The organism is Paenibacillus sp. J31P316, assembly GCF_056269105.1.
This window is the reverse complement of sequence record NZ_JBWDNI010000011.1, coordinates 1-13853: the sequence shown is the minus strand read 5'-3', so window position 1 is coordinate 13853 and position 13853 is coordinate 1. Positions and strand designations below refer to the sequence as shown.

6 protein-coding genes and 1 rRNA gene are annotated in these 13853 nt (G+C 55.7%); all 7 read left to right on the top strand.

Going from position 1 to position 13853, the window contains the following annotated elements; all coding sequences use genetic code 11:
• Positions 1–257 precede the first annotated feature (257 nt).
• The gene (locus tag AC0YNU_RS23760; RefSeq protein ID WP_475761170.1) at positions 258–1415 is read left to right on the top strand and encodes a response regulator; all 1158 of its coding nucleotides are present in this window, start codon (positions 258–260) and stop codon (positions 1413–1415) included.
• Positions 1412–4441: an ATP-binding protein gene (locus AC0YNU_RS23755; RefSeq protein WP_475761169.1), complete on the top strand. Its 3030-nt coding sequence runs from the start codon at positions 1412–1414 to the stop codon at positions 4439–4441. Before AC0YNU_RS23760 ends, AC0YNU_RS23755 begins: the two co-directional genes overlap by 4 nt.
• Before the next feature lie 195 nt (positions 4442–4636).
• Positions 4637–10426, top strand: coding sequence for an S-layer homology domain-containing protein (locus AC0YNU_RS23750; RefSeq protein ID WP_475761168.1), 5790 nt, complete (start codon positions 4637–4639; stop codon positions 10424–10426).
• Positions 10427–10662: 236 nt separating this feature from the next.
• The gene (locus AC0YNU_RS23745) at positions 10663–11229 is read left to right on the top strand and encodes an SF0329 family protein (RefSeq protein WP_475761167.1); all 567 of its coding nucleotides are present in this window, start codon (positions 10663–10665) and stop codon (positions 11227–11229) included.
• A 479-nt stretch (positions 11230–11708) separates the two neighbouring features.
• Positions 11709–11999, top strand: a complete 291-nt coding sequence (locus tag AC0YNU_RS23740) for a hypothetical protein (protein ID WP_475761287.1) — start codon at positions 11709–11711, stop codon at positions 11997–11999.
• Between the two features lie 242 nt (positions 12000–12241).
• Positions 12242–13153: a VOC family protein gene (locus AC0YNU_RS23735; RefSeq protein WP_475761166.1), complete on the top strand. Its 912-nt coding sequence runs from the start codon at positions 12242–12244 to the stop codon at positions 13151–13153.
• Positions 13154–13744: 591 nt separating this feature from the next.
• Positions 13745–13853: ribosomal RNA gene (locus tag AC0YNU_RS23730) — 16S ribosomal RNA — on the top strand; the annotation flags it as partial.

Sequence of the window (13853 nt, the reverse complement as noted above, 5' to 3'; positions counted from 1 at the left end):
GTTAGTCCCCCTTGAAGTGTGATATCGGGTAATCTATTTTCCTCGTCAATACTAGCATGGTAGATTCGTCCATCTACGAAACATAAAGAAAACTTTAAACTCGCGCTTGCGATGAAGCTTGCCAAAGAATGCCGCCGCAAAGCGACGCTTTCCGCATACTGCGCGCATGTGGAGTGCTGCTCACTACTCGTAAAAAAGATTAATAATAGACGCATCTAAATGTATAATGGTAATGATTTCAAACAAGGAGACTAGAGATGATTCGCGTAATGCTCGTTGACGATGAAGAAGACGCGCTGGATTTGTTGGAAATTTTGCTTGGCCGCATCGGCAATGTTGAAGTCGTCGGCAGGTCGATTAATCCGATTCAAGCGATTGAAGCGTTAAGAGAAACGCCGCAAGTAGATGCCGTGTTTCTGGATATCCAGATGCCGTGCATGAAGGGGACGGAAGCCGCCAGAAGAATCCGAAGCCTGTTCCCGCGCATGCCGATCGTATTCACGACGGCCCATACGGAATACGCGGTCGAGGCGTTCGAAATTCAAACGACGGATTACCTGCTGAAGCCGTTTACGTTAGATCGCATGCAGAGTACGGTCGAGCGCATTCAACAACAAGCCTTGACCGCCGAAGCCGTCGTTCAGGCGCGCCAGGCCGTCATTCCAGCCCCGAGTGTCCATTGTCTGGGCGGCTTCCATATCGAATGGCCGGGAGGCGCGAACAAACCGGTCGCGTGGAGAACGAAGAAGGAGAAGGAGCTTTGCGCGTATCTGATCCATCAAGCGGGGAAATCCGTGAATACCGCCTCGATCATTGAAGCCCTATGGCCGGGATACGATCTGAACAAGGCGAAGACGTATTTGTACACCTGCCTGTCTTATTTAAGGAAAAGCCTGGCGGAGCATCGAATTCCGATTCAAATCCGCAAAGCGGATCAAGGCTTCATTGCCGTATTGGACGGCTTGACGGTCGATGCCAACGAATTCGAGCAGTCGCTGAGCAATTTTCTGGCCGATGAGCACTGGGATGAACGATCCTACGGCATTATGAACCACATGTACACAGGCGAATATATGGAAGCCTGCGATTTCGGTTGGGCCGTCGCCAGACAATTAGAGATCAAAGCCTCGTACGTGCGCGCGCTCCGCATAGGTTACGCGTCTTTTCAAAGACAAGGCAATCATGGGCTTGCCGTGGACAGCCTGCAACAAATATTATCGCTTGCCCCCGATTCCGAGATCGACGGCCGCGAGTTGATTAAGCTGCATCTGGAGATGGGCAATCGCAATGAGGCGCATCGCGTCTGCCTGCAATTGGAACAAGCGGTGAGCGTGCAATTGGGAACGGAGTTGGAGGAAGAGACATTGCGGTTATTCCAACAAACGAGAGAGAAGACGGAGCGGCAGGCCCGATGAGGAAACAAGTCGCGGCGGCATTGATCACGCTGGCCTTGCTCATTGCAACGTACGGGATGTTGTTGACCTACTCCACTTTCTATAAGAAGCCCATGCCCGCGGCGGCGAACGGAGCCTTGGACTTGTCGGCCTGGAATTTCGCGAAGGACGGGGCCGTTCGGCTGGACGGGCAGTGGGAGCTTTATCCGGATCGACTGCTCCTCTCCTCTTCGGTCGCGGGGGGACTACAACCCGTATCCATTCAAGTTCCCGGATATTGGTCCAATCAGATGAAAACGTTCGGGATGGCGACCTATCGCTTGCGGGTACGGATCGACGACGCAAGCGCGGTGTATGGAGTGAAGACGGCGGCGATCCCGATCTCCAATCGGCTTATCGTGAACGGCCATATCGTCGGATCAAGCGGGAATCCGGCCGAGAAACGGCAGTACGAAGCGCTTAACAAGCCATATGTCAGCTACTTCACGCTGCGGCCGGGATGGAATGACATTCTCGTTCAGGTGGCCAACTATGAATTTCGCGTCGGCAGCGGGATCGGGGAATCGCTCCTCTTGGGCAAGGCCGATCAAATCTCCGGGCTTCGCGACCGGGCGACGGCGCATGATTGGGTCGCGTTGACCGCGTTCCTGATCATGGGGCTCTATTTCATCGGATTATTCTCCCAGCGCCGTAACGACTTTTCCCTCGCGGTGCTCGGCATCGTCTGCGTGTGTATCGCCGCATTCACGAGCGTCAGCGGGGAAAGAGTGTTGTTCGACGTGGTCGGCTCATTTCCATTCCAGCTTTATTTTCGCATTCAAATGGTGTTGACGGTCGGCGTGGGCATCGGATTTTTTCTCTACGTCTATACGGCCTTTCGACCTTACTGCTCAAAATGGCTTACGCGAGGCGGACTGGCCGCGGGGGCGATTCTCGCCGGACTGCATATCGGCTTCGCTCCCCAGCTAACCACCGTGCCGTTTCGTCAAGTAACGTCGTTATATGTGACGATTTCGCTGCTGTACGCCACGTACGTATTCGTCTATACGGCGCTTCATAGAGTGTCGGGAAGCGGGTATTTGGCCGTGGCGGCCATGGCTTTGAACGTGCTGGTGCTGAACCAGAATATGAACGTTTATTTCGGCGTGCCGATCTATTCGCTCCCGCCGGCCGAACCTTTTCTCGTATTGCTCATGCTCGCGCTCTTGATGTCGCTCCGGTTCTCGAACGCATTCCGCAAAATCGAAGAGCTGTCCGGGCAATTGCTGCAAGCGGATAAGCTGAAGGATGATTTTCTGGCCCGAACGTCGCATGAATTCAAGACGCCGCTTCATGGCGTGATGAATATATCCCGCTCGATGCTGGACGATGCCGTGCAGCCGCCAACCGCCGAACAACGGGAAAAGCTGCAGCTCATGACCGACATTACGAGGAAGCTATCGCAGCTCGTGTACGATATCTTGGACCTGTCCAAGCTGAAGCAGGGCGAATTGAGCATCGTCCCGGCGCCGATCGACGTTCGTTCGGTCGCGGAGGTGCAAGTTCGCTTCTACTCGTATCTGTGCACGGAAAATAACATCCAGCTCGCGAACCATGTGCCTCCGGATCTGCTTCCCGCAATGGCCGACGAGATCCGCCTCAGCCAGGTGATCGGGAATTTGCTCGACAACGCGATCAAACATACGGAGAACGGCAGGATCGTCATTACGGGGAGAGAGCATGCGGGAAATATCGAAATCGCCGTGCAAGACACGGGGAAAGGCATCGAGTCCCAAGATCTCCCCTTTATTTTCGAACCGTTCAAATCGTTGGAGGGGGAGCGGCATCGAGGCTTCGGGCTAGGGCTGGCGATCGCGAAGCAGCTGGTCGAACTGCAGCAGGGAACGCTAACGGCTGCTTCCCAGCCCGGAGTCGGCTCGACTTTTACGTTCACGCTTCCCATCGCTGATCAGCGGTCGAAGACAACTTCGCCCTTGTCCTATGCAAGTCCCCAGGTCATGCATAGGGAGACCGAATATTCTTTCGCTACCCCTTTCCATTCGAAGCTGGACGGCAAGCATACGATTCTGATCGTGGACGATCAATTCGTGAACCTGAAAGTATTAATGGACGCGCTTCAAGCGCCCGACTATCGCGTGATCGCGGTCAAGAACGGGTATGAGGCGCTGGAGCAGATCGATAAGTCAGGCAGAATCGACCTCGTCATTCTCGATCTGATGATGCCGGGCATGTCGGGTTACGAAGTATGCCAAGAAATTCGCAAACGTTACTTGCTGCTTGAGATGCCTGTCCTCATGGTGACGGCGGCCATTCAACCGCAGGACAAGGTGGCCGCTTTCCAAGCGGGAGCCAACGATTACTTGCCGAAGCCTTTCGATCTGGAGGAGCTGAAAGCAAGAATCGGCAACCTGCTCGCGATGAAGGAGTCGCTCGGACGGGCGGTCCGCATGGAAGTGGCGTTTCTGCAATCGCAGATCAAACCTCATTTTCTGTATAACGTGCTGAATAGCATCGTGGCGTCCAGCTATATGGACGTGGACCGCGCGCGGAAAATGATCGCGGATCTCGCCGACTACTTGCGGGGAAGCTTCCGATTCAGCAACGCGGAGGGGCGCATCGGGTTCGAGGAAGAATTCAGCCTTATTCGAACGTATGTGGAGATCGAGCGGGCCCGATTCAAAGATCGCATTCGCTTCGAATATCGAATTCCGGAGACGGCGTATCTGTTGCGCATGCCGCCGCTTCTGCTGCAACCGCTCGTGGAGAACGCCATCCGTCACGGCATCGGGAACCGTCTTGAAGGCGGCACGGTGACGATGACGGCGGAAGAGTCGGACGGGCAGTGGCGGTTCGTCGTGGCCGACGACGGCGTTGGAATTGCTCCGGACAGATTAAAGGGTTTGCTTGAACGGGGCGACGCGGAGGAATCGGGGGGCGTCGGTTTGCGGAATATCGACAAGCGGCTGAAATACGAATACGGCAGCTCGCTGCAACTGGAAAGCGAACCGGGACTCGGCACGAAGGTCACCTTATATGTTCCCGCTTAGCCGGTATAGCGGATGGCGGAATTACGCGGCAGGTTCTCATCGATGACGATGGGACCTGTTTTTTTATGGAGAAATTTGTCGATTTTTAAGGTTTTTTTAAGGTCGATTCCATTATGCTGGGCGATATGTGGGACTTGAGGAAGATAGACGATCAAGAGAGGACGATGCGCGTTGATCCCGGAAGATAATCAAAGCATGAACAAGAAGAAAGATAGATTTAGAAGAACGGTTTGTCTATTGCTCGCCGTTATCCTTTGGGTACCGTTGCTTACAATCGGGGGCGGCAAGGCCTCGGCAGCGTCGGGGTGGTCGATGATCGACGGCGGCGGCCCTTACGGCCTTAACGTATCTTCGGCCAATCGAGCGGAGTATCCCGTCATGGCCGAGTGGAACGGCGAAGTTTATCTCGCCTGGCAGGAGACGGTCGTTCCTGGCGTATACGCCAGCCAGATCAGGGTCAAGAAATATAACGGCACAGGATGGGCTAGCGTCGACGGCAACGGCGCGAACGGCATCAACATGAACGCGGGCAAGTCGGGAACGAGACCGGCAATGGCCGTATTCAACGGCGCGTTGTATGTCGCATGGGCCGAAGCGGTCACCTCTTCCCAAGGTCAGATCAGGATCAAGAAATACAACGGCGGTTCGAGCTGGGCAAGCGCGGAAGGAAGCTCGACCTCGATTAATATCGATGCTACGAAGGATGCCACCTTCCCTGCTTTGGCGGAATACAACGGCGCTTTGTATGCGACGTGGTCCGAGGCGGGCAAAGTTCGCGTGAGGAAGTACGACGGCACGGAATGGACGACCGTCGACCCGGGCGCGAACGGATTAGATACGGCGGCAACGGGAGGGGCGAGTCCCGCTATTACCGTACTAGGGAATAATCTGGTCGTCGTATGGTCGGAATCACAGGGCGGCGTAAACCAGCTCAGGGCGAAGAAGTACGATGGCACGAGCTGGACGGCGATCGACGGAGACGGCGCGACCGGATTGAACATGAAGACCGATAAAAGCGCGTATTATCCATCGGTAACCGTGGTCGACGGCGCCTTGTACGTCGCTTGGAACGAACCGGTCGATTCGACGACGGACGACCAAATCCGGGTGAAGAAATACGACGGTAACGTCTGGACAAGCATCGATGGCAACGGAAAGTTCGGATTGAACGTAAATCCCGCTTACCGAGCCTTTTATCAAGCGAAATTAGCAGCCGTCAATCATGAAGTCTATGCGGTGTGGGCGGAAAATACCGGCTTCGTCGGTTCTACCGCCGTCTTCAAAATTCGCGCGAAGAAGTATGACGGATCGGCTTGGACGAGCGCCGAGGCCGGCTTGAACGGTTTTATCGTGAATACGGCGCAAGCGGCTTTCTACCCTTCCATAACCTCCCTGAACGGTGCCATATTCGTTGCATGGCAAGAGAGGACAAGTACGGTCGATCAAGTGCGGGCAGCCTTCTTGCCGGCCCCGGCCGTTAATAGCATTACCGTGACCCCGAACCCCGTTACCTTAGCGCAAGGCGGAAGCAAGCAGCTTCTCGCTACGGTAGATACATCGGGAACGGCGGATCCATCGGTTACATGGACAAGCAGCGATGCGAGCAACAAAGTCGCGGTGAGCGGCACGGGCAACGTAACCGTTGCGGCGGACGCAACGCCGGGCAATTATACGATCAAGGCGACGTCCTCGTTCAACGGCGCCAAATTCGGAACGGCGACGATTACCGTCGTGCCGCCGACCGTCAACGGCGTGCAGGTCAGCCCGATTCGAGCTAACATCACGCAAGGCGGAAGCAAGCAATTCACTGCGATCGTAGACGCCGTGGAAGGAACGGACAAGACGGTCAATTGGACGAGCAGCGACGTTGCCAACAAAGTGACGGTGGACAACACGGGCAACGTGACGGTTGCCGCGGACGCCGCCCCGGGCGTCTATACGATCACGGCGACCTCCGCGGTCGATAGCAGCAAGAAAGGGACGACGGCGGTTACCGTCGTCGCAGCCCCTGCAGTCAACGGCGTTACCGTCACCCCCGGCACCTCCAGCGTAGCGCAGGGCGCAAGCAAGCAGCTCGCGGCTTTGGTAGACGCGGTGGGAGGAGCGGCGACGACCGTCACGTGGACAAGCAGCGACGTGTCCAACAAAGTGGCGGTGAACAGCTCGGGGAAAGTGACCGTAGCAGCGGACGCGGCATTGGGCGACTATACGATTACGGCGACCTCGACGGTGAATAGCAGCAAAAAAGGAACCGCGACGATTACGGTCACTGTGCCGCCGGCGATCAACAGCGTAACCGTTACTCCGGGCAGCTACAGCTTAGCCCAAGGCGAGAGCAAGCAGCTTACGGCAACGGTCGATGCGGTAGGCGGAGCGGCGACGACGGTCACTTGGACAAGCAGCGATGCTAGCAAGGTGGCGGTGAACGGCTCGGGTAAAGTGACCGTCGCAGCGAACGCTGCACTGGGCGATTATACGATCACGGCAACGTCAACGGTGAATACCGGCAAGATGGGAACGGCCACGATTACGGTTACGGCGGCGCTGATCGCGGAACCGACGCCGGCGGCGGAGATCGATTACGCGGCAGAGCAACTGACGGGACTTACGCCGGACAGCGACTACGTCATTAACGGAACGGCGGTAACGTCCGACGGCAGCGGGAAAGCGCCGATCGACGGCAGCTGGCTGGGCGCAAACATAAACGTGGTGAAGAAGGGCAACGGCACGTCGACGACCGACAGCGCGGCGCAGACGTTAACCGTGCCGGCTCGCCCGGCGACGCCGAGCGCAGGGAAGACGGACGAGACGTTCATCAACGGCAACGACGGGACGTTAACGAACGTCACATCGGCGATGGAGTACAAGAAGGGAACGGCCAGCAGTTGGACGGAAGTAACCGGAACGAGCGTAACGGGTTTGCCGCCGGATACGTATGACGTTCGAGTCAAAGCAACGTCCTCGGCCTTCGCATCCGTTGCGCAGACGCTAACGATTACGGCGTTTAATGGGTCTCCGGAAACGACGCCGGCGGCCGAGATTGACTACGCGGCGGAACAACTGACGGGACTTACGCCGAACAGCGACTACATCATTAACGGAACGGTGGTGACGTCCGACGGCAGCGGGAAAGCGCCGATCGACGGCAGCTGGCTGGGCGTAACCGCGAACGTGGTGAAGAAGGGCAACGGCACGTCGACGACCGATAGCGCGGCGCAGACGTTAACCCTGCCGGCTCGTCCGGCGATGCCGAGCGCAGAGAAGACGGACGAGACGTCCATCCATGGCAACGACGGGACGTTGACGAACGTCACTTCGGCGATGGAGTACAAGCAAGGAACGACCGGCAGTTGGACGGACGTAATCGGGACGATCTTAACGGATCTGTCGCCGGATACGTATGAGGTGCGCGTCAAAGCGACGACTTCGGCCTTTGCATCCATTGCGCAGACGCTAACGATCGCGGCGTTTAACGCGCCGCAGGAGACGGCGCCGGCAGCGGAGATCGACTACGCGGCGGAACAACTGACGGGACTTGCGCCGAACAGCGCCTACGTCGTTAACGGAACGGCGGTGACGTCTGACGGCAACGGGAATCTGTCGATCGACAGCAGCTGGCTGGGCGCAGCCGTGAGCGTGGTGAAGAAGGGCAACGGCACGTCGACGGCCGACAGCACGGCGCAGACGCTAATCCTGCCGGCTCGCCCGGCGACGCCGAGCGCCGGGAAGACGGACGAGACGTCCATGAATAGCAACGACGGTACGATAACGAACGTTACTACTGCAATGGAGTATAAACAAGGAGCGGCCGGCAGTTGGATGGACGTAACCGGAACGAGCTTAACGGACCTGGCACCGGATACGTATGACGTGCGCGTTAAAGCGACGTCTTCTGCTTTTGCTTCGGAAGCGCAGCAAGTAACGATCGCGGCGTTTGGTTTGACGCCGGAACCGACGCCGGCGGCGGGGATCGACTACCAGGCCGAACAATTGACGGGACTTACTCCGAACAGCGCCTACACCATTAATGGAACGGCAGTGACGTCCGATGGCAGCGGGAAAGTGGCGATCGATGGCAGCTGGTTGGGCGCAACCGTGAACGTGGTGAAGAAGGGCGACCGCACGACGACGAACGACAGCGCGCCGCAGACGTTAAGCTTGTCGGCTCGCCCGGCGGCTCCGAGCGTGAGCGCCGACGATGCCGGCGACGAGATTGTCGGGTTGGACGCGACAATGGAATTCTCGGTCGATGGAGGGGCTTACGTCCGATATGACGGAACCAATATGCCGCAGCTAAAAGGCGAGCACACGGTTCACGTGCGCGCGGTAGCCACCGGCTCCGTGCCGGCCGGGCTGTCCGCTGCGCTGGTCTTCACGACGAATGTTTCCGTGCCGGCTGGCGGTCTTACGGTAACCGCCGGAGATCCGAGCGGCTCGGATAATGATGGCAAAACCCGGGTGACGGTAACGCCTGCCGTTGATGGCGCGCATCGGCTAGTCTACTTCAACTTCGGCCGCGGTACCGTAGACGTACCGAATGTCGGCGACACGGTTGGCGATTACATGAGCGTGCCGAGCGATCGCCTGATTCCGGCGACGAACGGCGACAAGATCGGCATCGCGGAGGTGGACGCGCAGGGTCGAGTGGTGAAGTTTGGTCAAGCGGCAGCGAGCGTGATCGCCGAGCAGCCGGGACCTCAGCCAGGAAACGAAACATCGAGCGGTCCTAGCGAAGAGGCCGTCGAAGTGCTGGTTAACGGCAAGGTTGAAAATGCGGGCAAAGCAACGACGACGGAATCGGGCGGCATCAAGACGACGAAGATCGCCGTCGATCCGGCCAAGCTGCAGGCGAAGTTGGAAGCGGAGGGCAGGAACGCAGTCGTCACCATTCCGGTCAAGTCCGCGTCGAACGTCATCGTCGGCGAGCTGAACGGCCAGATGATCAAGAATATGGAGAATCTGTCGGCAACGCTGGTTCTGCAGACGGCCCAAGGAACGTACACGCTGCCGACTAAGGAAATCAACATTGACGAGGTAGCCGGCAAGCTCGGCAGCAACGTGAAGCTGGAAGACATTCAGTTACGAATTTCGGTTGCGCAAACGTCGGAGACGATGGCAACGATTGTCGCGAACGCGGGGGCGAAGGGCGATTTCTCCGTCGTCGCACCTGCGCTCGACTTCACGGTCACGGGCACTTACGGCGGCAAAACAGTAGAAGTCACGACCTATCACGTTTATGTCGAGCGCATGGTGGCTTTGCCGGACGACATCGACCCGAACAAGATCACGACGGGCGTCGTCGTCGAGCCGGACGGAACGGTACGGCATGTACCGACCAAGATCGTGCTCGCCGAAGGCAAATATTACGCGCAAATCAACAGCTTAACGAACAGCACGTACGCGGTCGTATGGCATCCTCTTGCATTTAGCGATGTAGCGAACCATTGGGCGCAAGACGCCGTGAACGACATGGGCTCGCGGATGGTGATCGAAGGGACGGGCAACGGCATCTTCAGCCCGGATCGGGACATCACGAGAGCGGAATTCGCGGCCATTATCGTGCGAGGTCTCGGACTCAAGCTGGAGAACGAAGCGACGCCGTTCGCGGATGTTAAGGCTTCCGCCTGGTACAACGCCGCCGTTCATACGGCGTATGCGTATCATCTGATCAGCGGCTTCGAAGACGGAACCTTCAGACCGAACGACAAGATCACGCGCGAGCAGGCCATGGCCATCATCGCCAAAGCGATGACGATCACGAGCTTGAGCGCCGAGCTTCCCGAACAATCGCCAGACGTAGCGCTTCGCCCTTACGTAGATGCGGCGGGCGTATCCGCATGGGCGCAAAACGGCGTTGCGGAGACGGTGCAGTCCGGCATCGTTACGGGGAGAAGCGGCATGAAGCTCTCGCCGAAAGCGTTCATCACGAGAGCCGAGGTCGCGGTTATAGTGGAGCGGCTGCTTCGTAAATCCGATTTGATTTAATCGCGCACGACGGAAAGGGTTATCCAGCCAACGCTCGTCAGAGCCGTTGCTGAGATAGCCTTTTCCTTTATTCTTGCCTCGCACGAACAATGGCTGGCCGGACAAAAGTCTATAAGGAGCAGGTAATCGATTGAGCGAGAAAACGTGCCGGATGCGGCACTGCGAGCGGAGTTATTGTATGATAGATAGACGACTGCCCCTGTGGGCAGCCATCCATTACGAGCAAGGAGAAGCATATGGCCTGGAGCAAATTGAAACAAAGCCTGGAGAGCTTTCTATGTCCGGCGCTGCTTGGAAGCGTGGAGTACACCTCGACCAGCTACCGGTATTTACCCGATAAAGCAGGACATTGTTATATTGCAGTCGATAAGAAGAATGTGCTTAATATGAGCGATGCCACGGGCGAGATCCGATGGTACCAGACGGAGCTGGAGATCAAGAATGATTCGGCGATCCAAGTACCGGTCAGCAAGGAAGATATCGAAGCAGTCCGCAAAGAATCCAAGGGACCCATTCCGGAGGATCGTTTAAAGGTCATTGCATTCGGTAGAAAAAAATCGGAATACGCCAAGCAGGTTTTGTCGGCGCAGTCCTCGTTAAGCAAATCGAATTTTACCGTTGCAGCGACTAAGTTTCTATCCTCGCCGATCGAAGAATGCTTGGAGAGCCAGGATATCTTGTTGAACATTCTGGCTTTGGTGGACAGACGAGTCGGCAAGAAGCGACTATTGAACATGGCCGACAAGATGAAGTTAAAGCATCCGGCGGTGCAGTATTTTTATGAACTGCGGCTTCGCTCGTGATGAGAAGAAATAGGTGCAACGGATGGACGCTACTCGAGCAAGTAAAACAGGACTTATCGATGTAAAACCCAGCTTAGCGGCCCCGTTTTTAATCGGGGTTGCTTTTTTATTGCAACGGATCGTTTCTTTACGGGTGCAGGCAAGCATTGGTGTGGTAGAATACGAGAGTGGAAGGTCGTGCGGCGGCATGTCCGGCAAGGCCGGGGACGGAAGAGAAGCTGTACGCGAAGTTCACGGTGGAGATCGATAAGCGTCACGATTGATCGTAAACGGGCGGATTCGGCTGGCCGGGTGACGGAGATTAAGGCGAAGGTTGAATAGAATCTTCATCCGGAGGCATAGATAGATGTATAATCGATTTGTGCTGGATTCACGTGCTTCGAAGCGCCTAATGTCCCACTATGAAGCTGGCTGACTGATCAATAAGGAATTTTAATTCACTAAAATCTAGGAGTGATTGTTTGAGAAAGAATAAACCGATGCCGTTTGATGAACTGTTGAAGGAATTGCAAGGACAGAAAACCGTTCAAGAAGATCCCGAGCATACGCCGCTCGCGCAGCTCTTTGACGAAGCATTCATGAAGAAGCATTCCAAACTGGACAGCTTCGCGGAGTTTCTGACGAAGGGCAATTTCCAAGTGGATACGCGGGAAGATGTGCAGAACATCCCTGACGAGCTGTTTGATCGGCATGTCGCAAGAGAGACGAATTTCGCCAACTGGAATGACATGCTGGCAACGGCGACCAAGGAATTCGGAGCAAGAAAGTAAACAGGCTATAGAGACGGAAATAGTAAAGAGGGGCGACGTGCCCCTCTTTTTTTATGTCTGACTACAGCTTCGGCTTGTCATGGGGATGATTACGCTGATTTGGTTGGGATAACAATGAAGGTAGCCCTAGTCGAAAGTACCTTCAAATGCGTGAAAATGAAGGTTTTCTTCCGCAACTTAGCGAAATTAAAAGCAACATCCCCGTCCATAACGGGTAATAGAACCACAAAGGAGGAGTTCCAATGACGACCCAGCAAACGATCGTTCCGCATCTATGGTTCGATAAGGAGGCGAAGGCGGCCGCCGAGTTCTATGCGTCCGCGTTTCCAAATTCCAAAGTAACGAAAGTCACGACGATCCACGGGACGCCGTCGGGAGACAGCGATATCGTCGCGTTCGAGGTTTGGGGGCAGAAGTTTGCGGCCATTAGCGCGGGGCCGATATTCAAGCTCAATCCATCGGTGTCCTTCATCGTGAATTTCGATCCGTCACGGGAGCCGAATGCCGTTGCCCTGCTCGACGAGGTGTGGAACAAGCTGTCCGACGGAGGTACGGCGCTGATGCCGCTCGATAAGTATCCGTTCAGCGAACGCTTCGGCTGGATTCAGGATAAGTTCGGCGTGACGTGGCAGCTCATGCTGACGAAGCCGGATGGCGAGGAACGGCCGCCGATCGTGCCAATGTTGATGTTCGTCGGCGACAATTGCGGCAAAGCCGAAGAAGCGATCCAATATTACGTCTCTGTATTCGCGAACGCCGAGCAAGGGAATGTGGTGCGACATCCTCAGGGGGTGGAGCCTGACAAAGCGGGGAGCATCATGTTCGCCGATTTCCGGCTCGAGGAGTTGTGGCTTGCCGCGATGGACAGCGCGCATCCGCATCGTTTCGCGTTCAACGAAGCGATTTCCTTCATGGTCTACTGTGATACGCAAGCGGAAATCGACCATTATTGGGAGAAGCTCTCCGCGGTTCCGGAAGCCGAACAATGCGGCTGGCTGAAGGACAAGTTCGGCTTATCGTGGCAAATCGTGCCGAGAGCGATGGACGAGATGATGAAGAGCGGTACGCCCGAGCAGATGGCCCGCGTCACGAAGGCGTTTATGCAAATGAAGAAGTTCGATCTGGCCGCATTGAACAGCGCGTATCAGGGATAACATCAAGTATCAGCTGATATGCACAGCATTCAGATACGGCTTCAACGGCACTCACAAGAAACATGCTTGAGTCGAGAACTGGCGTCTGTACTCCACGGGCGCCAGTTCTTTATGTTTTTGAGATCATCATTATGGTTCGGCTGCGGACTACCTTTACTATTAATCGTGTTGATGTAGCTGATTGTCCCTGATTAAGCCGGGGTATCGAGCAGAACAAAGGGGACCCCAAGACGTGTCGCGACTTTATTCAACATTTTTCGATAAAAAGCTTGCATCTCTAAAACGGTCTGTGGTATATTCTAATTCCGGCCGAGACGGACACGTCGAAACGGTGATCGAAATCGAAACAAGCCCAAAAATAAAGCTTGCCAAACGGTTTTGAAATATGATATATTCTAATTCCGGCCGAGAGGCTGGTTGGAAAAAGAAACAAATTTGTTCCTTGAAAACTGAACAATGAGCGACCTGTCAAAAGGTCATAAATCGCGAAATTAACATTTCGCAAGCTAGTTTTTGAATGAGCTAACAAGCGAATTCATCTAGACGAATGCTCCATTCGAAGCTTTGGCTCCGAACGGAAACCAATCGTCTTTTATGGAGAGTTTGATCCTGGCTCAGGACGAACGCTGGCGGCGTGCCTAATACATGCAAGTCGAGCGGAGTTATTCCTTCGGGGATAGCTTAGCGGCGGACGGGTGAG

What these genes read in the sequence shown, in the direction of transcription:
- AC0YNU_RS23760 (WP_475761170.1), top strand. Translation starts at nt 258, where the DNA reads ATGATTCGCGTAATGCTCGTTGACGATGAAGAAGACGCGCTGGATTTG.
- AC0YNU_RS23755 (WP_475761169.1), top strand. Translation starts at nt 1,412, where the DNA reads ATGAGGAAACAAGTCGCGGCGGCATTGATCACGCTGGCCTTGCTCATT.
- AC0YNU_RS23750 (WP_475761168.1), top strand. Translation starts at nt 4,637, where the DNA reads ATGAACAAGAAGAAAGATAGATTTAGAAGAACGGTTTGTCTATTGCTC.
- AC0YNU_RS23745 (WP_475761167.1), top strand. Translation starts at nt 10,663, where the DNA reads ATGGCCTGGAGCAAATTGAAACAAAGCCTGGAGAGCTTTCTATGTCCG.
- AC0YNU_RS23740 (WP_475761287.1), top strand. Translation starts at nt 11,709, where the DNA reads ATGCCGTTTGATGAACTGTTGAAGGAATTGCAAGGACAGAAAACCGTT.
- AC0YNU_RS23735 (WP_475761166.1), top strand. Translation starts at nt 12,242, where the DNA reads ATGACGACCCAGCAAACGATCGTTCCGCATCTATGGTTCGATAAGGAG.